A 17414-nucleotide genomic window follows, 5' to 3' on the forward strand; every position below is an offset into this window, starting at 1 on the left:
GTCGCTATCGCCCGCCGGATCGATGCCGACCAATCAGTCGCGGTTGAAAGCCCAGCGACCCCAGTGACCCCAATGGCCCCAATGATCCCAGTCGTGCCAGTGATGATGATCGTGCGCCAGCTTGCGTGCCAGATCCTTGTTCTTCTCGACCAGCAGCTGGGGCGCACCGTACGGACGGACGAAGATCGGGTTCGCGTAGAACCAGACGTTCGACCAGGCCTGCACGTCGTTGGTCACTTTCTTCACGCCGCCGACGGTGCCGAGATGCGACGGGCACGCCGCATCGGTGCAGCTGACGGTGGCATTGTTGGCGTCGAGCAGCGGATTGCCGGCGCTGTCGGACACGTTCGGCGTGGCCGGCGGGATGTTGGTGCCGCGAGCGCGGATGTAGAACGGAGTCTTGCCCGCGATGAAGGTGGTCCTGAAGCTGAGCCGGACCGAGCCATCGCGGAGCTTGCGGCTCTGCATCTTGGTCGCCTGGATCTGCTTTGCGATCTTGGCCGAGGGATTGTAGACGACGGCCGCACCGGCGACGCCGGAGGCGTTGGCCACCGCATAGCCCGTGGCGCCCGGCTCGATCGGGCCGGTGATGTCACCGGTGATCAGATCGACGTGGTCGAGCGAGGGCTTGTTCAGCGGCTGCTTGATGCCGACCGGCAGCAGCAGCGGGTTGTTGAAGCTGTACGGGCTGTTGTTGGAAGCCGGAACGGTCATCTCCATCTCGAGCGTGACCTTCTCGCCGGGGCGCACGACCAGCGTCTCGCCCATGGTTTTCCAGTCGTAGTCCCACTCACCCTTCGCACGAAACTCCATGTCGGAGCCGATGATGTCGGCATTGACCGAATAGGAGTTGCCGGAGCGCATGCCGTCGATGATGGACTGCTGGGAGAACCGCCGCTCGTTCGGCACGTAGAGCTTGGTGTACTCGCCGGGAATGAAGTCCGCGGTCGTGCCGGGATCGCGCGCGCCATAGACGCCGCGGCTGTGCCAGTCCGAGCTCTGGAACAGGAAGAAGTTGCGGCCTTCGCCGAGCAGACCGTCCCACAGCCCGCCAACCTTGGCGGTGTAGACGCCCTGCATGCCGTAGGTGCCGCCGCCGACCGCGCCCGAGCCATAGGATCCCGAGCCGCCGTTCACGCCGCCCTCGGCCATGTGACCCGGAGCTTCGATGCCGAACGCGACCGTCGGGCCGGCATTGTTGAAGTCACGGAAGTGCTCGATGTTGTAGCCGGCCGATCCGTTCGGGTTGAACGGTCCCTGCCGCTCGGTATGGGTCGGCACCGCGTAGGATTGCAACGGATGGTTCGCCTGCAGCCAGGCGATGCCGGCGACGGCCTTCTGGTGACCGGCCGTGCCGGAATTGTTGACGTTATCCTTGCCGGCCCAGACCGGATTGTTGCTGGCATCCACCGGGCCGATCGCATCGGTGTCGGCGCGGTCGAAGCGATATTCGAACTCGGCCATCTTGTCGGCATTGCCGTAGCCACGCGGGTTCTGGCCGGCGATCACGGCGACGTCGCCATGCTCGTGGCCGGGCAGGATCCACTCGAGGCCTTCGACCAGCACCTTGTTGTAGGTCGCGGTGCGATTGACGATGGTCGGATACTCGATTTCCTTGATCGACTGCCAGCGCCACATCTTGGCGCTGGTGCCGGTGCCGTTCGGCGTTCCCTTCAGGCTGGTGATGGTGATGCCGTCGATGGTCTTGCCGAGCGTCTGGCTCCAATAGGTCGTCGTGTTATCGCCGGGGATATTGGCGCTCGCATCGCTGAAGCGGCAATCGCGATTGCCCGAACCGCCGTGGTTGCCGAGCGTGAACCAGTCGAGGTCGAAATTGGTACCGCCAGCGGCTGCGGTGCCCTTGCCGACCGAGCGGTCGATCGCATAGCCGGCTGCGACCGAACCGTCGGTGCAGGTGTTGTGGTTGTGCATGTCGCCGGCGACATAAGGATTGTTCTTGCTTGTTTCCCCCCAACGCTCGCCCGCGTCGGCGTTCTGCGACAGCGCCAACGACACCGAGGCCGCTGTCAGCAGGATTTTCTTGGCAGATGGAACCATTTCGTCGCCCCTGAAGTATTCGATCGAGTTCTAAACGGTGATGACAACGCGACTGATGCGCCGCTGTCCTTCGCGCGGCGACCAAATCAAAACTCGGAGACAGTTTGTTGAAGGATTTATTTCTTGCCCCGCGTCGTCCACGAACGTCGGGCCGCAGCAGTTACGAAATTTTTGTGACATCGACGTTTGCCCGGTGACAACGGCAAGCATGCCGTTGCATATACGCGCCGCGCAGCAAGCGCGGTGCACGTTGTAAAGAACTAATGTCAGCCCCTGCCATGTCGAATGCGGCGCAGACCTTCGAGAGCGCCTCTGCACGCTCCAATCAGCAAGATGGTAACGGCTCCTCCGCAGCGCGATCATCTTCCGTGACGGCGTTGCGCGGGCTGCTGAGAGAACCGCTCCTGCACTTTCTCGTTCTCGGCGGACTGATCTTCGCGGCCGACGCCATCATCCATCCGCCGACGAAGGACGAGAAGGTCGTCACCGTGACCAAGGCGCTGCGCCAGTCCTTCATTGACACGTTCGACGAGGACAAACAGCGCACCCCGAACGAGGCCGAGCTGCAGAAGATGGTCGACGCCTGGGTCGCAAGCGAAATCCTCTACCGCGAGGGCAAGACGCTCGGCGTCGACCGCGGCGACGAAATGATCCGCGACCGTGTCGCGTTCAAGCTGCAATATCTGATCTTCGATCAGGTGCGCGTGCCGCAGCCGAGCGATGAGCAGTTGCGCGCCTGGTTCGCCGACAATCACGCGCGGTTCGACGAGCCCGAGCGTGTCAGCTTCTTCATGACGCCCCCCAGCGACGAAGCGACGGCGCGGAGCTTTCTGAACGACATTCGCGAGCAGCGCGAATCGGAGGATCTGCGGGACCAGACGCGCGCGATTCTCGACCGGCCCGTGCCGAGCCTTGCCGCCGGCTTCGGCAACGGTTTCAGCGACGGCCTGCTCAAGGCGCCCCTCCAGGAATGGACCCTGCTGCAGTCGAAGGACGGTTGGCACGTGGTTCGCCTCGACGCCCGGACGCCGGGCGCGCCGGCGAAACTCGAGGACATCCGCGCCGAGGCGGCCAAGATCTGGCACACTGAAGAAACCCGCAAGCGGGCCTGGGAGGCCGTGAGCCGGCTCAAGGCCAACTACACCATCAGGTACGAGCCGTGACCGGCGTGCGCGCCCTGATCGCGATCGTGCTCGCGCTCGCCGCGCTGCTGTCTGGGCGGCCGGTGGCCGCGCATCAGGCGACGATCGCCGTGCTCGAGTTTCGCGAGATGCGGCCCGGCGCGTATATCGGACGCTGGACGACGCTGCCGAAGGATGGCGTCAACCGCATCGATCTGAAGATGCCGCCGCATTGCTTCCTGCGCCTGCCGGAGCTCAATTGCGGCGACAAGGGGCTCGTCGGACAGATGACGATCGCCAATCTCGGCGAGGACATGTCGGCTGCCATCATCCGGGTGACCCCGCTCGCTGGAGAGACGCGCAGCTATACGATCTCGGCGTCCAGCCCGGTCGTGAGCGTGCTCGGCACGGATGCGCCGACGCTCGACACTTGGCTCGAGCTCGCCAAGACATACGTCAATCTCGGCATCGACCACATCCTGCTCGGCGCCGACCATCTGCTGTTCGTGCTTGGACTGATCTGGATCGTCCAGGGCGGCTGGCGCCTGCTCAAGACGATCACGGCGTTCACGATCGGCCACAGCGCCTCGCTGGCCGCAACGGCGTTCGGATGGATCGGCGTCGCCGAAGCGCCACTCAACGCCTGCATCGCGCTCAGCATCGTGTTCGTCGGCGTCGAGATCATCAAGCAGCAGCGCGGCGAGACCGGGTTGACCGCCCGCTATCCGTGGGCCGTCGCCTTCAGCTTCGGTCTGGTGCACGGCATCGGCTTCGCCAGTGCGCTCGCAGGCCTCGGCCTGGAGCGGCGCATCCTGCCGGCGGCACTGCTGTTCTTCAACGTCGGCGTCGAGATCGGACAGATCCTGTTCGTGCTGCTGGTGCTGGCGCTGATCTGGGCGCATCGCCGCCTCGGCGCGGCGCTGCCGCGCTGGGGCGCCGAGTGGCCCGCCTATGCAATCGGCTCGGTATCGATGTTCTGGTTCCTGGGCCGCCTGGCACGGGTTCTGGCGGCCGCATGATGACGACTGGGACGAACATGACCGCGCGTAAACTCCTTCACGCCGCGCTGGGTGCGGCATTGCTCTCGCTGCTGACCACGAATCCGGGCTTTGCCCATGAGCAGACGGGCGTCGGCGGCGGACTCGCCAGCGGGCTGCTGCACCCCTTGACCGGGCTGGATCATCTGGTCGCGATGGTTGCGGTCGGCATCTGGGGCGCGCAGCTCGGCGGCGCGGCGATCTGGATCCTGCCGATCGTCTTCCCGCTGGTGATGGCGTTCGGTGCCGTCCTGGGAATCCTCAAGGTCGGATTGCCTGTCCCGGAGCTCATCATCGCGTTGTCGGCACTGGTCCTCGGACTTGCGGTCGCGCTGCGCGTCCGCGTCCGGTTCGGGATTGCGGCGATCATCGTCGCGATCTTCGCGATCTTTCATGGCCACGCGCATGGCGTCGAGCTCCCGACGGCGGCAAATCCGCTGGCCTATGGCTGCGGCTTCGTGGTCGCCACCGGGCTCCTTCACGCCTGCGGCATCACGATCGGCGCGCTGGCGCGCTGGCCCGGCGGCGAACGCATCATCCAGGGCGTCGGGGCAGCCATCGCCGCGCTCGGCGGCTACTTCCTGGTGGCAAACCTTGGAGTCGCGGCATGAGCAGGTTGCGCCGGACTGCGCTGCTCGCAGCGGTGCTGCTGGCTCAGGCGCAGATCGCCGACGCCCACATCGCCTCGGCGCGGCTCGGCGACTTCTACGCCGGCGCCCTGCATCCGTTGCTCACCATGCAGGACGTCGTGGTCTGGATTGCGCTCGGCTTGCTGGCGGGCTCGCTCGGCGCGGCGGGCGGACGATGGCTGGTCGTGGTGTTTCCGCTCGGCCTGTGTGCGGGACTGGCATTCGCCGTCGGATCGGGTGTCGCCCCGGCGTCTCCGCTCGTCGACGCCGTGACGATTCTGGTTCTCGGATTGCTGCTGGCGACGGCGTTGCGCATACCCGTGACGCTGCTGAGCGCGATCGCATTCCTGCTCGGCGTGATACGCGGCGCCGCAAATGCCGGCGAACTCGGGCCGCAGAGCGATCGTCTGCTTTATGCGGCCGGTCTTGCCGCCGCAGGCTACGTCACCATCACCCTCGTGATGGCGCTGGCGCTTACCTTCAGGCGTCCCGAGACCGAGCCGGTGTCGAGCTGGCGCGGGATCGCCGTGCGAGCCGTCGGTGGCTGGGTCGCCGCGATCGGCCTGATGATGGCAGGACTATCGCTCGCATCCTGAGCCGGCCTATGCTCCGGCGATCCGACACCGCGAATTCCGGGGCTGCGTGACCGACGTCATCAACATTGTTACGATCGTTGTGCTGCTCGTGACCTGCGCCGGCCTGATCTGGACGGATCTGCGCAGCGGCCTGCTGCCGGACGGAATGAATGCGCTGGTGGCCATAAGCGGCTTCGCAAGACTGGCGGCGATCACCGATCTGTCCGAAGCGATGTCGACGTCGATCGCGGCTGTCGCTGTCGGCGTGGCACTTCTGCTGCTGCGCCGCATCTATGCGATGGCCCGTGGCCGTCAGGGACTGGGCCTCGGCGACGTCAAGTTTCTCATGGCAGCAACGTTCTGGGCTGGCTTGCCGGGTCTGCCGATCTTGCTGCTCGTCGCCACCATGGCCGCACTCGCTGCGGTTCTCGCTCTCGCCATCATGGGACGACGTCCGACGGGTCAAACGGCGCTGCCGTTCGGCCCGTTCCTCGTCCTTGGCCTGCTTGCCGTGCTCGCCTTGGAGGCCACCGGCAGCGAATTGGCTGCGGCCTTCTGACTGCCGCGAGCCGGTCATCTCACCGCGCGCGGCGCGCCATCCGCTCGCGTCCACTGGGCGGCGGGGTCATCGGTGCCGCCTGCAGGTCGCCATTGGCGGTCGTTCCGAGCTGCGGCATCTGCAAGGTCACAGTCTCCGCCGCCTTCTGCAGCAACGCCTCGCGCGGCCACAGCGACTGCAGCACCCACCCCTCATGCCCGGCGCCGACGCGCAAGCGGAGCGGGGCCTGCGACGACGCGTCGACGAAGATACCGAAGCTCTCCTCGTCGCCGATCACCGTGCCCACGAGCTGGAGGTTCGGTCGTTCGGGCTCTTGCGGCGGCGGCGGAGGTGGCGGCGCCCGCATCACTATCACGGGCGCAGCGACCGGAGGCGGCCGCCGCGACGCCGAGAAGATCGGACGGTCGCGCGTGGCCGAGAGAGCGCTGATCGGAACATCCCACAGCGGATTGGCACTCTGGCCCGCAACGACCTGTGCGCCGGGAGCGACAGACGCGGCCGGCGGCGGGGAGCCGGGTGCGGCCTGCACGACCGCCGCAGGCTCAAGACCATCCGCCGTCTCGGCCAGGGCTTGGCCGAGCGAGGCAGCAATCATGCCAATGGCGGCAATGGTGACGAGACCCGAGCCGACGAACGATCGCATCACATGCTTCCTTGCCATTGGCCCGACACGGTGACCAGCACCGTCAGCCGCCCCGCGCCGCCCGCGGCAGCTGCCAGCGGTTGCTGCACGTGCAGTTGATCGACGAAGAGAAACGGCAATCCGGCTTCGAGGTCGTACAGCAGCTCCTGCAGCGCCGGTTGCTCGAGCTCGCAACTGGCGACGACGCTGATCAGGTTGGCGTTGCCGCGTGGCTGGGGCAGTTCGACCTGAGTCGAGAGCACGCTGCCACCGGCTTTGCTGATCGCTTCCGTCAGACGCTGCACCAGCGCCGCTCCTGCGATGGTGACCGTTCGCCCTTCGACGAACACCGATCCGCCCAGAGTCGTCGCGCTGCCTGCGGCCGAGTTGCCGCCGGGCCGTTTTCGTCCCGAAAACTGCGCCAGCTGCGCATGGGTGTCGTTGAGTTGGCCGCGCTTGGCGATGAGATCGACGACGCCAGCGGCGCCGAGCCAGAGCAGCGCGATGATGGTCACGCCGTAGAGAATCGCAGACGCGGCCGGCGAGCTCGCGAAGATCCGGCGCAGCGATGTCGACCAGTTCATGCCCGGTCTCCAAAATAGGCGTTGATGCGCGCCTCGATATGGAAGCGCTCTCCCGCTTCGCCGGCGGTCCGCGTCGTCGGCGCGTAGAAGGTGGCGCGGCTGAACTGCGGCGACTGCTCGATCAGCCGGATCAGCGCCGGCGCGTCCTTCGTCAAGCCGGAGATCTGCAGCCGATCGTTCTCAATATGCATCTCGACGACATACGTCTCGTCGGGGAGAATCTTCGACAGCGTATCGAGCACGATCACGCTCGCGGGGGTGGTTTGCTTACGTTTGGCGAGCAGCCCGTCGGCCGCGATGGCTCCCATCGCGGGCCGCAGGGCAGCGCGCAGCCGCGTGACCTGCGCCTGCGTGTCCTCGAGCTCGCCATCCAGATATCCGCCGACCAATGTCGTCGAGACCAACAGCACCGCGGTTGTCGCTGCGACCGACAGCCAGCCGAGCTTGAGCACGCGCCCGAGATCACGGCCGCCGGCGAGCGACGAGCGAAGCGAGGTCTTGAATATCTGGATGGGGAGGCCGTCGGCCGAGCCGACATCGGCCGTGACGACGAGTTTGGCGGCGCCGACATGATCGGCGAAGGCGAGCAACGGCTGGACCAGAGCGCGCGGCGTCGCCGCGAGCGTCAGCGCGATCCGGTCATTGGCCGCGCGTGGGACGCTATAGCCATAGAGGACCTGATCGAGATTCCACGGCGTCAATCTGCCGATCTGCGTCCGGATCATGCCCTCCAGGAACGGTTCGGCCTGCTTGGGAAAATCGAGCGGGCGGACCAGAACGTTCTCGGCGGCCAGATGAATCTCCACCGTGGCGCCACGCAGCGTCCGCAGCCAGTCGGGCGAAAGCGCAAGGTGCGCTGCCTCGTCCGAAAGCCTCACCTTCGCTTGTGCCAGCATCGGTTTCGCCTGCGACGCAGCCGCTACCGTCAAGACGACATGATCGGGCTGGTCATGCCGGATCAGAACCCGTGGACGCCTGAGCTGCCGGTCGGCCACCGCTTCGACCGCGGTCGCGACGCCTGCCGTCCACATCGTCAGTCCGCGCTCGATCGTTTCGGTGAGCTTCATGGCATCCTCCGCGCCTGAAGCGCCCCTCTCGGTTGCGGTCCTTCATCCTGCCGCGCCAGCAGCCGATATGGCTCCTCGCCTTCGCCGGGAACGATCACCGCCGTCGCAGCGTGACGAAGCCCGCCTGCCGGACCGACGACGACGCGCAGCCGGTAAGCCTTGCTCTTGCCCTTGGCTGCATCCTTCGCAGCTGGCCCCAACGTCCTGGCAAGCGTATCGGCATCCTGTGACAGCGACGCGCGCGCGTTGAGGAAATCCTTCAGGATCAGTGGCGTCATTCCCGGCAGCGCAGCAACGACCTCCGGTGCAGCGATCGTCGGATCGATGCCGGGAGAGCCGTTGAAGATGGTCACCAACGGAAGGACCCGATCGACGAGCGATGCGGGAATGCCGAGGACGAGCGCCAGCTCGCCGACATGCGCGAACGGCGCCAGGCGCGGCACCCGCTTGAGGCCGGCCGCGGCATAGCGCGCTTCCTCCGCCTGCGCCTTCGCGGCATCGGACGGCTTGGAGCGCCAGGCAACCACCCGCTCGGCATGATCCTTGGCAGGATCGCGCTCGGCGCCCAGCGTGACGAAGAGATTTTCGAGCATGTCCTTCGAGGCGGTGTTGAGATCGATACGCGCGGCTTCGTTGACGAACGAGACCGCGATCTCGTTTCCTGCAAGCGCCAGACGGAAGCCGCCCTGCCGCGGTCGCTCCTCTTCCTTGGACAGAAGCAGGCGGTAGGCCGACAATTCGATCGCCGCCGAGACCAGCGCATCGGCCTCGATCGCTTCGTCCTCGAGCCGCAGCAATCGCGCCGAGCTGCCCAGTTGCTGTGAGACGACCACGACGAGGGCCGCCAGCGCCGCAAGCATCCACAGCGCCGCAATCAGGATGAAGCCATCCTGATCGCGGCACCTTTCGGCAGAACCTCTGGTGAAGCAGCGAACCGGCATCAGTCGATCGGCTCGCTCTTGTTCGACTGAGGCGGCTCGCCCGCGGCCGGCGGCCGGCTCGCGGTGCTGCCCGCTCCCGAATCCGCGACGCCGCCGCCCGGCGTGTCGACCTGGATACGGACCGCGCTGACGAGAACCGCAGCACCGCCGCGGTTGTCGTCGTAGACCGTCATGCGCACGGCCGACGGCAGCCTGGTCGCATCACGCCACTCCGTCGTCCATGCCATCGTCTTGTCAGCATAGGCGAACGACATCCGGAACGGCGCAGACAGCAGCACCACGGGATCACCGAACCGGAATTGATCGGCCACGGGTTGTCCGACCGACACGGGCTCGAACGCGGCGCGAGATCGCAACAGAGCGCGCTCGCTTCTCGCGCCATCCGCGCCGATGCGCACGATGTCGAGGCCATGCCCGGCATTGGGTCCGAGTTCGGCGCGAACGAACGTCGCCGTGAACTCCCCGCCCACGAACAGCGGTCCCTTCTGCTCGCGATTGGCCGATACGAATTGCGCAGCAGCGAAATCATCACCGACCCGCCGCAGCGCAGCGGCGACCATCTCGGCGCGCTGCACGCGATCGAGGCCGCGCTTCCAGGCCGGCAGCCATTGCGACGTCACCACCGCCAGCGCCGATAACACGATCCCGGCAATCGCGAGCGCACCGAGCGCCTCGATCAGTGCGAAGCCCTGCTCCGGCGATTGATCGGATCGGGCGATCATCACCGCGCTCCTCGCACCAGGCGAACCGTCTGCACGTCGGCGACCGCACCCGAACCAGTCTTGATGCGCAAGGTCACTGCCTCCGGAATCCATCCGGTCTGTCCGGCCGGCTCATTCCAATCGCCGCCGAGCGGCCGGGCCAGCAGCGCCACCGCCCCGGAGCCGGAACGCCGGTCGATGCTGCCCGGCTGCAGCCGGCTGCGATCCGCCAGCATCGTTGCCAACGCCAGCCGCATGTCGGTGACGAGAGTGACGTGCTGTTCGAGCTTGCGAACGCTGGCCGCGTTGCGCGACACCACCGCGCCGATGGCGATGATCGATACGCTGACGACCGCGAGAGCCACGAGCACCTCGATCAGCGTGAAGCCGGCTTCGCCGTGGTCGCGGATCTCAACCATTGGCGAGCGCGCGCGAGACAATGTCGATCCTCCCCGTCAGCCAGTTGACCCTGATCTCCAGGCTCAGATCGGCGCGCGACAACGTGATCGCTCCTCCGCAGGACAGGCCGTCAGGGAAGAAGCTGATCGTCGCAAGCACCGGCCGATGCTGGCAGCTGCGCGGCAACGTCGCCAGGAACGCGACATCGTCGGGCAGCTTCAGCGCAGCCGCGCCGCTGCCGGAGCGGATCAGGCGTCGCGTCGTGTCGATCGCAGTGTCGACCCGCGTACCGGTCCGCATCGATGCAGCCCGGTCCGACTTCAGCAGTGTCACGGCCTGGAGTGCATAGGCCTGCAGCCGCGGCCGCGACGTCTGCCGCGGCAGATAAGGCAGCGCGACGGACGCCAGCAGCGCGACGATCGCGAGTACGCAGACCATCTCGAGCAGCGTAAAGCCGCGCTGGCCGTCGTCACTCACTGCGCGCGGCTCGTTTGCGTTCCCAGGACGACGTCCGCGGCCGTTCCGCTGCCGCCCTCCTGGCCATCGGCGCCATACGACAGAATGTCGTACGGGCCGTGGTCGCCCGGTGCGCGGTAGACGTAGTCGGTATTCCACGGATCTTTCGGCACCGCTCCACCCTTGAGGTAGGGACCGTTCCAGGCGCTCAATCCGGCCGGGCGTTGTGCCAGCGCCGCGAGGCCTTCCGAGGTCGAGGGGTAGCGGCCAGCATCGAGATAGAACAGGTCGAGCGCCGCCGAGAAGCTCTGCAGTTGAATCCGCGCCGCCTTGGTCTTGGATTCGCTGAGATAGTTCAGAACGCGCGGGCCGATCAGCCCCATGATCAGTCCGATGATCGTGATCACGACCAGCATCTCGACCAGGGTGAAGCCGCGCTCGTATTCGCGCGCGGTTCTCGTGGCCGGCTCGATCTGCGTGTTCGATCTCATGTCGTTCTCCTTGATAGCAATCAGCCGACCAGTTGCGTCACAGAAAGCAGCGCCGTCATGATCGAGACGATCAGCCCGCCGACGACCACGCTGATGAGCAGAATGGCGGCCGGGCCGACGATGCCTACGACACGGTCGAGGCCGCGCTGGAGCTTGGCTTCGTAGAATTCGGCGATCCGGGTCGACAGCGTCGGCAACTGGCCGGTCTCCTCGCCAAGCCGCAGCATGCGCAGCGCCATCGGCGGCAGCACGTTTTCTGCCGAGAGCGCCTGGGACAGCTTGCCACCGTGACGAACGCGATCCGCTGCGGCGGACCACGGCGCGCGCGACGAGGTCATCGACATCACGTCGACGAGAATGCGCAAGCCTGCGCTCAGATTGACGCCGCAGCCGAGCAGCAGGCCGAGGTTCCGGCAGAACAGGCTGGTCCGATAGAACATGAGGATGCTGCCGATGCCGGGCGTCAGCGCGAGCGCGTTGGTCAGGCCGGCGCGAATCGCCGGCTGGCGCAACAGCCACCAGCCTGCCGCGATCAGTGCCGCGCAGCCGAGTGAGATCGCGGCTGCATTGGCGCGCAGCAGATCCGACACGGTCATGAAGAAGCCGAGCGCGGTGTCGGCACGACCGCCGAAATCGCGCAGCACTGCGGAGAAGTTCGGCAGCACGGCCACGAGGAAGAACAGCATCACGCCGATCGCCGCGAGGAAGACGAAGGCGGGATATTGCATCGCATCGGTCAATTTGCGGCGCGTCGCCTCCGACCGCTCCCGTTCACCGGCCAGCGCAGTCAGCACGTGATCGAGCGTTCCCGATGCTTCGCCGACGCGCATCAGCGCGACATACATCGGCGAGAACAGCCGGGGCTGGGCGGCCGCCGCATCGGCGAAGCTTTCGCCGGTCAGGATCGCCGCGCGCAGCCGTGCCACCACGGGACGGAGGCGGCCGATGTCGGAATCGTTGGACAACAGGTCGAGCGCGTCATCGAGCCGCGCACCGGCCTTGAGCAGCAAGGCCAAGTCGCGGGTGAACGTGGTGACCTCGGACGCCGAGGGCGTGCCGAACGAGAGCCCGGACGCCGCTCCCGCCCGCTCCTTCTCCTCGACGGTCTCGATCGGCAGCAGCTGCAAATACGAGATGCGCCGTTCGACCTCGCCGCGCGATGGCGCGACGAGCGATCCGACGACGATTTCACCAGATTGTGTCAAGGCGCGATAGCGGTAGCTGGGCACGATCCACCTCACCGCGCGACGAGGACACGAAGCAGCTCGGACGCCGAGGTGACGCCGGCTCGGCACTTGGCGACGCCGTCGTCGAGCATCGTCGTCATGCCTTCCTTGATCGCCAGCCGATCGATGGCGAGGCCGTCGGCACCGTCGGCAATCAGCTCCCGCAGGCTGCCGGTCAGCTCGAGCAGCTCGAAGACGCCGACCCGGCCGCGATAGCCGCTCTGGCCGCATCGCTCGCATCCGGTCGGGTGCCAGGTGACATCGCCGGGGACGAGGCCCAGATGCCCGAAACGCGGATCGTCGCGACAAGCCTCCTCATCAAGGGCCTTCGGCGTCTTGCAATGGTCGCAGAGCTGGCGCACCAGCCGCTGCGCGATCACCGCGCGCAAGGTCGAGCGCAGCAGAAAACCCTCGACGCCGAGGTCGAGCAGCCGCGGCACCGCCGCCGCCGCGGTTTCCGTATGCAGCGTCGTGAGCACGAGATGGCCCGTCAGCGCGGCATGGACGGCGACATGCGCCGTCTCGCTGTCTCTGATCTCGCCGACCATGATGACGTCGGGATCCTGACGAACGAAGGAGCGCAGCGCGCTCGCGAATGTCAGTCCGATCGCGGGCTTGATCTGCGACTGGTTGATGCCGGGGATTTCATATTCCACCGGATCCTCGACGGTGAGGATCTTGCGCTCCGGCGTGTTGAGCATGGACAGGATCGTCGCCAGGGTCGTGGTCTTGCCGCTGCCGGTCGGCCCCGTGATGACGATCATGCCGTGCGGCAGCGCGATCAGACGCCGGAGCGCGGCGTCGTCGCGGGTCGCGAGGCCGAGGCGGCTCGCGACGAGCTGCGAGCGATCCTTTGGCAGGATGCGCAGCACGGCCGATTCCCCGTGCTGCGTCGGCATGACCGCGACACGGACGTCGATCTCGGCACGGCCGGCGCGAATACGCGCGGCGCCGTCCTGCGGCAGGCGCCGCTCGGCAATGTTGAGACCGGCAACGATCTTGATGCGCGAGATCACCGCCTGCGGCAGCACGCCCGCGGGCGCCACGATTGGACGCAGCAGCCCGTCGACACGCAGCCGGACCACGAGCCCGGTCGAGAACGGCTCGATGTGGATGTCGCTGGCGCGCATCTCTACAGCCTTCTCGATCAGATCATTCACGGCGCGAACGACCGGCGCGCCGCTGGCGAGATCGCGCAGGCTCTCGATATCATCGTCCAGCAGCTCCCGGGCCGGAGAGATCCCGGCTTCGTCGGAATCGCCGAGCCGCTGGTCGAGAACCACGGCGATATCCTCATGGGATGCGACTTTGAAAAGAATCCGCGGGCCGAGCACCAACTCGGCGGCCCGGCGCACCGCCTGATCGGTCGGGTCGGCCATCGCAAACACGGCACCGCCGTCGGAGTCCTTGTAGGGATAGCCGAGCACTTCGCGCAGAAAGCGGTCCGAGAACTCGCTCACCGCAGGCAGAGCAGCCATCAGTTCGCGCAATGCAACGCGCTCCAGCCCGGTAAAGCTGGCGGCCTCCTCGGCGAAGATTTCAGCGGTGAGGCCGAACCGCTCCCAGAGCGCGATCTGCGCTTCGCCCGCACCTCGGCCCTCGCCCGCCGCCTGAGGATGGCGCTCGCGCAGATAGGCATGGAATTGCGTCGACAGCGTACCGCTCATGGCGTGATCCGGGTGGCGCCCGTGCCGACGCATCGTCTCGGCACCCCGCAACTGGCTGCCGACGTTATCGATCGCGAACATGACGGCTGTACGAATGCGGTCGATGCCGACAATTCCAACACACAGCTCACGCAAAGGCCGGCAGCGTCGGGCGAATATACATAAGTGTCACATTGGGCCGCTATGCAGACTGCCAGGTCCAACCGAGGCGCGAGCCTCATTCGACCCGGCAACACGAGTAGATCGGCAAGTTCATGTTTCGTATCGGCAATCGAAGCCAGTCCGCTGCGGTTGTCCGTCATGCCTCTTTGCTTGCGACGGCAGCGCTGCTGGCGTCGTGCAACATGGCAACCCTCAACTCCCAGGCCAGCGCGCCGGCGGATGTCGATGTCATCGACAAGGTGCGCTCGATCGACATCCTGCCGCGCGACAATGCACCGGTCGCATCGATCCAGGGCCGTCCCGAGGTCGAGCGCGCGAGCGCACGGACTTATCAGGGGACGACGATCCAGGAGGTTGCCGAGGCCAGGCCGCTCCCGGCGGCCGATGGCAAGGGGTACGACCTCAACTTCGAGAACACGCCGATCGCGGTGGTCGCGAAGGTCGTGATCGGTGACATTCTCGGCGCGGGCTACGCGATCGATCCCCGCGTGCAGGGCAATGTCAGCCTGGTCTCGGCACGGCCGGTGCCGAAGTCGGACATCCTGTTCGTGCTGGAGAGCGCGCTGCGGCTGTCCGGCGTCGTGCTGGTCCGCGAGGGCGGCAGCTACAAGCTGACCCCGCTCGGCGACGCCGTCGGCGGCGGACGCGTCGACGGCGAGGCCGGCCGCGCCGAGCCCGGCTACGGCGTCTCCGTCGTGCCGCTGCAATATGTCGGCGCGCAGACGATCTTGAAGCTGATGGACAGCTTCGCGACCCGCGCCGGCAGCGTGCGCGCCGACACCACCCGAAACCTGCTGCTGATCCAGGGCACCGGGGCGGAGCGGCGTTCCGCGATCGAAACCGTCATGAGCTTCGACGTCGACTGGATGCGCGGCCAGTCGGTCGGCATCTTTCCGGTCAGCAACTCCGCCCCGGAGCCGCTGATGGCCGAGCTCGAGAAGATCATGGACTCCGGCGAGAACGGTCTGAGCCAGAGTCTCGTCAAGCTGCAGGTCGTCAACCGCCTGAACGCGATCATGGTGGTGACGCGCAAGCCGGCCCTGCTGCAGAGCGCGGCGACCTGGATCCGCCGGCTCGACCAAGCCGATTCCGGCCGCACCAGCGTCCACGTCTATCGCATTCGCTATGGCGACGCGCGCCAACTCGCCAAGGTGCTGACCGACATGTTCGGCGGCGCCGGCTCGTCGTCGACCGACAGCTCAGACGGCCAGACTGCGCCGGGGTCGGACGGCACCACGACATCCGTCGCCGACCGGCTGTCCTTCAACACCAATGCAACGGGATCGTCGAACTCCGGCGCCAATGCTTCGAGCCGGAACCAAGGCGCGGGCGGCCTGTCCGGCATGCAATCGTCCAGCGCATCATCCGGCAGCACGCCAACATCGACCGGCTTGGAGTCGCGCGCCGGCGGCAGCGGTGGCCAGTCCTTGATGCCGAACATCCGGATCACGCCGGACACCGTGAACAACTCGCTGCTGATCTACGCCGACCGCGAGAACTACCGCATCATCTCCAATACGCTGCAGCAGCTCGACCAGCCGGTGCTGCAGGTCGGCATCGAGGCGACCATCGCCGAGGTGACGCTGACCAACGAATTGTCCTACGGCGTCCAGTCCTATCTTTCGAGCAAGGTGCTGGGCCTCGGAACCGACAAGGGCTCGATCACCAATACCCAGACGACATCAGTTGCGACCGCCACCACGTCAGCCGCGACGACTGCGTTGATCAACCGGGCTTTGCCGGGGTTCAATTTCCTGATCGGAAACGAGGCTTCGCCCAACATGATCCTCGACGCGCTGCACACCGTGACCAGCGTGAAGGTGCTGTCGAATCCGTCGCTGGTCGTGATCAACAACCAGAGCGCCACATTGCAGGTCGGCGACGTCGTGCCGGTCTCGACCGGAAGCGCCACCGTGCTATCGTCGAGCAACACCGTGGTCAACACCATCGACTATCGCAACACCGGCATCATCCTGCGCGTCGTGCCGCGGATCGCCGCCAACGGCAACGTCCGGCTCGAGATCGAGCAGGAGATCAGCAACGTCGCCGCGCAGAGCACGGCAAGTCTCACGCCGACGGTGTCGCAGCGCAAGGTGAAGAGCGCGATCTCGGTCGCCAACGGCCAGACCGTGCTGCTGGCCGGCCTGATCAGCGAGCAGCAGAACGGCAACCGCAATGGCATCCCGGGCTTCGACGAGATCCCGGTGCTCGGCGATGCGTTCTCGCACCAGGGCAAGAAGGGCACGCGCACCGAGCTCATCATCTTCATCCGGCCCCAGATCATTCGCGACGGCAGCGATGCGCATCAGGTGGCCGAAGAACTCCGTTCCAAGCTCCGCGGATCGGTCGGAGCGAGCATCACGGATGATTTGCGTGTCCGCACCACCCGCTGATCCCCGCCAGGTGCCCCATCGGATGATCCGGCGCCTCGCGATCATTTGCATGGCGGCAGGCCTGTTGCTCGGCGCTGAGGCATCGCCCGTCCGGGCCGATTCGATCAGCACCGCGCGGAGCGCCTATGCACGCGGCGATTTCGTGCGCGCCGTGCGCGTGCTGACCCCGCCCGCACTGCGCGGCGATGCGCGGGCACAGGCGATGCTCGGCTTCATGTACGAAAACGGCTTCGGCACGCCGCAGGCCTATGAGGTCGCGAGCGATCTCTATTGCCAGGCCGCGGCGGCCGGCAATCCCTTTGGCCAGGCGATGCTCGGGCTGATGTACGACAAGGGCCACGGCGTTCCGCAGGACGTGGTGCTGGCCTACAAATGGTTGAACCTTGCCGCCGGACATGCCGGGTCGGCACAACGCAGCTACTATCTGCGCCTGCGCAACGCCGTCGCCTCGAAGATGTCGACCAGCCAGATCGCCGCGGGCCAGGCGCTCGCGCTGAGCTGGACACCCGGCCGGCTCTGAGACCTTGCGCGATCGAGCCGCGACAACCTGATCCGCGATCGCAGCGGCGGGACAACGCGTCTCTCGTTCCGTCCGACAGCGCCGCAACCCCCACCCAATCATCATCCATCCTTCAGCGGACTGTCAGCCGATCGTCACGCCCTCGTTATTGGTGCTCCGCATCGTCCCGAGACCGCTCGCGTGAAGCGGCCCGATGCAAACCGAGG

Annotated in this window: 18 protein-coding genes; 7 read left to right on the plus strand and 11 right to left on the minus strand. The window is 66.5% G+C overall.

Annotation, left to right across the window (positions count from 1 at the left end; translation table 11 throughout):
- Nucleotides 1-33: 33 nt before the first annotated feature.
- Nucleotides 34-2058, minus strand: coding sequence for a hypothetical protein (locus QX108_RS32260; protein ID WP_315784237.1), 2025 nt, complete (start codon nucleotides 2056-2058; stop codon nucleotides 34-36).
- Between the two features lie 278 nt (nucleotides 2059-2336).
- Here QX108_RS32260 and QX108_RS32265 point away from each other — a divergent pair, with 278 nt between their 5' ends.
- From QX108_RS32265 to QX108_RS32285, 5 genes are read left to right on the plus strand one after another with little or no spacing between them, the layout of a single operon-like run.
- A complete protein-coding gene (locus tag QX108_RS32265; RefSeq protein ID WP_315784582.1) occupies nucleotides 2337-3221 on the plus strand; it encodes a peptidylprolyl isomerase in 885 nt (294 codons plus the stop codon).
- The gene (locus tag QX108_RS32270; RefSeq protein WP_315784235.1) at nucleotides 3218-4198 is read left to right on the plus strand and encodes a HupE/UreJ family protein; all 981 of its coding nucleotides are present in this window, start codon (nucleotides 3218-3220) and stop codon (nucleotides 4196-4198) included. The genes QX108_RS32265 and QX108_RS32270 overlap by 4 nt, the downstream gene beginning before the upstream one ends.
- A gap of 17 nt (nucleotides 4199-4215) precedes the next feature.
- On the plus strand, nucleotides 4216-4827 hold the full coding sequence (locus QX108_RS32275) for a HupE/UreJ family protein (protein WP_315784233.1): 612 nt from the start codon (nucleotides 4216-4218) through the stop codon (nucleotides 4825-4827).
- A complete protein-coding gene (locus tag QX108_RS32280; RefSeq protein ID WP_315784230.1) occupies nucleotides 4824-5441 on the plus strand; it encodes a HupE/UreJ family protein in 618 nt (205 codons plus the stop codon). The genes QX108_RS32275 and QX108_RS32280 overlap by 4 nt, the downstream gene beginning before the upstream one ends.
- Before the next feature lie 46 nt (nucleotides 5442-5487).
- Nucleotides 5488-5979, plus strand: coding sequence for a prepilin peptidase (locus QX108_RS32285; protein WP_315784227.1), 492 nt, complete (start codon nucleotides 5488-5490; stop codon nucleotides 5977-5979).
- Nucleotides 5980-5998: 19 nt separating this feature from the next.
- Here the strand turns inward: QX108_RS32285 and QX108_RS32290 are convergent, their stop codons facing one another.
- From QX108_RS32290 to QX108_RS32335, 10 genes are read right to left on the minus strand one after another with little or no spacing between them, the layout of a single operon-like run.
- Nucleotides 5999-6622 carry a hypothetical protein gene (locus QX108_RS32290; RefSeq protein WP_315784224.1) on the minus strand — a complete coding sequence of 208 codons (624 nt, stop codon included), beginning with the start codon at nucleotides 6620-6622 and terminating at the stop codon, nucleotides 5999-6001.
- Nucleotides 6622-7185 (minus strand): type II secretion system protein GspM, encoded by a 564-nt coding sequence (gspM, locus tag QX108_RS32295; protein WP_315784221.1) that lies wholly within the window; start codon nucleotides 7183-7185, stop codon nucleotides 6622-6624. Before gspM ends, QX108_RS32290 begins: the two co-directional genes overlap by 1 nt.
- Complete coding sequence (locus QX108_RS32300) at nucleotides 7182-8252, minus strand: PilN domain-containing protein (RefSeq protein ID WP_315784219.1); 1071 nt, start codon at nucleotides 8250-8252, stop codon at nucleotides 7182-7184. The genes gspM and QX108_RS32300 overlap by 4 nt, the downstream gene beginning before the upstream one ends.
- A complete protein-coding gene (locus QX108_RS32305; protein ID WP_315784217.1) occupies nucleotides 8249-9193 on the minus strand; it encodes a type II secretion system protein GspK in 945 nt (314 codons plus the stop codon). Before QX108_RS32305 ends, QX108_RS32300 begins: the two co-directional genes overlap by 4 nt.
- Nucleotides 9193-9915, minus strand: coding sequence for a type II secretion system protein (locus QX108_RS32310; RefSeq protein WP_315721964.1), 723 nt, complete (start codon nucleotides 9913-9915; stop codon nucleotides 9193-9195). Before QX108_RS32310 ends, QX108_RS32305 begins: the two co-directional genes overlap by 1 nt.
- Nucleotides 9915-10313, minus strand: coding sequence for a prepilin-type N-terminal cleavage/methylation domain-containing protein (locus QX108_RS32315; protein WP_315721965.1), 399 nt, complete (start codon nucleotides 10311-10313; stop codon nucleotides 9915-9917). Before QX108_RS32315 ends, QX108_RS32310 begins: the two co-directional genes overlap by 1 nt.
- Nucleotides 10306-10770 (minus strand): prepilin-type N-terminal cleavage/methylation domain-containing protein, encoded by a 465-nt coding sequence (locus QX108_RS32320; RefSeq protein WP_315721966.1) that lies wholly within the window; start codon nucleotides 10768-10770, stop codon nucleotides 10306-10308. The genes QX108_RS32315 and QX108_RS32320 overlap by 8 nt, the downstream gene beginning before the upstream one ends.
- On the minus strand, nucleotides 10767-11240 hold the full coding sequence (gene gspG / locus QX108_RS32325; RefSeq protein ID WP_315721967.1) for a type II secretion system major pseudopilin GspG: 474 nt from the start codon (nucleotides 11238-11240) through the stop codon (nucleotides 10767-10769). Before gspG ends, QX108_RS32320 begins: the two co-directional genes overlap by 4 nt.
- 20 nt (nucleotides 11241-11260) lie before the next feature.
- The gene (locus QX108_RS32330; RefSeq protein ID WP_315721969.1) at nucleotides 11261-12469 is read right to left on the minus strand and encodes a type II secretion system F family protein; all 1209 of its coding nucleotides are present in this window, start codon (nucleotides 12467-12469) and stop codon (nucleotides 11261-11263) included.
- An 8-nt stretch (nucleotides 12470-12477) separates the two neighbouring features.
- The gene (locus QX108_RS32335) at nucleotides 12478-14133 is read right to left on the minus strand and encodes a GspE/PulE family protein (protein WP_315721970.1); all 1656 of its coding nucleotides are present in this window, start codon (nucleotides 14131-14133) and stop codon (nucleotides 12478-12480) included.
- Nucleotides 14134-14387: 254 nt separating this feature from the next.
- Between QX108_RS32335 and gspD the strand changes: the two genes are divergently transcribed.
- Both gspD and QX108_RS32345 read left to right on the plus strand, forming a co-directional pair.
- Nucleotides 14388-16688 carry a type II secretion system secretin GspD gene (gspD, locus tag QX108_RS32340; RefSeq protein WP_315784213.1) on the plus strand — a complete coding sequence of 767 codons (2301 nt, stop codon included), beginning with the start codon at nucleotides 14388-14390 and terminating at the stop codon, nucleotides 16686-16688.
- Nucleotides 16660-17208, plus strand: a complete 549-nt coding sequence (locus QX108_RS32345) for a tetratricopeptide repeat protein (protein WP_315784211.1) — start codon at nucleotides 16660-16662, stop codon at nucleotides 17206-17208. The genes gspD and QX108_RS32345 overlap by 29 nt, the downstream gene beginning before the upstream one ends.
- The last annotated feature ends 206 nt before the right edge of the window (nucleotides 17209-17414 follow it).

The organism is Bradyrhizobium sp. SZCCHNR1002, assembly GCF_032381435.1.
Lineage (GTDB): Bacteria > Pseudomonadota > Alphaproteobacteria > Rhizobiales > Xanthobacteraceae > Bradyrhizobium > Bradyrhizobium aeschynomenes.

Coding starts and splice junctions, on each gene's coding strand:
- QX108_RS32260 (WP_315784237.1), bottom strand. CDS start 2,058: ATGGTTCCATCTGCCAAGAAAATCCTGCTGACAGCGGCCTCGGTGTCG.
- QX108_RS32265 (WP_315784582.1), top strand. CDS start 2,337: ATGTCGAATGCGGCGCAGACCTTCGAGAGCGCCTCTGCACGCTCCAAT.
- QX108_RS32275 (WP_315784233.1), top strand. CDS start 4,216: ATGACCGCGCGTAAACTCCTTCACGCCGCGCTGGGTGCGGCATTGCTC.
- QX108_RS32280 (WP_315784230.1), top strand. CDS start 4,824: ATGAGCAGGTTGCGCCGGACTGCGCTGCTCGCAGCGGTGCTGCTGGCT.
- QX108_RS32290 (WP_315784224.1), bottom strand. CDS start 6,622: ATGCGATCGTTCGTCGGCTCGGGTCTCGTCACCATTGCCGCCATTGGC.
- gspM (WP_315784221.1), bottom strand. CDS start 7,185: ATGAACTGGTCGACATCGCTGCGCCGGATCTTCGCGAGCTCGCCGGCC.
- QX108_RS32300 (WP_315784219.1), bottom strand. CDS start 8,252: ATGAAGCTCACCGAAACGATCGAGCGCGGACTGACGATGTGGACGGCA.
- QX108_RS32305 (WP_315784217.1), bottom strand. CDS start 9,193: ATGCCGGTTCGCTGCTTCACCAGAGGTTCTGCCGAAAGGTGCCGCGAT.
- QX108_RS32310 (WP_315721964.1), bottom strand. CDS start 9,915: ATGATCGCCCGATCCGATCAATCGCCGGAGCAGGGCTTCGCACTGATC.
- QX108_RS32315 (WP_315721965.1), bottom strand. CDS start 10,313: ATGGTTGAGATCCGCGACCACGGCGAAGCCGGCTTCACGCTGATCGAG.
- gspG (WP_315721967.1), bottom strand. CDS start 11,240: ATGAGATCGAACACGCAGATCGAGCCGGCCACGAGAACCGCGCGCGAA.
- QX108_RS32335 (WP_315721970.1), bottom strand. CDS start 14,133: ATGAGCGGTACGCTGTCGACGCAATTCCATGCCTATCTGCGCGAGCGC.
- gspD (WP_315784213.1), top strand. CDS start 14,388: ATGTTTCGTATCGGCAATCGAAGCCAGTCCGCTGCGGTTGTCCGTCAT.
- QX108_RS32345 (WP_315784211.1), top strand. CDS start 16,660: ATGATTTGCGTGTCCGCACCACCCGCTGATCCCCGCCAGGTGCCCCAT.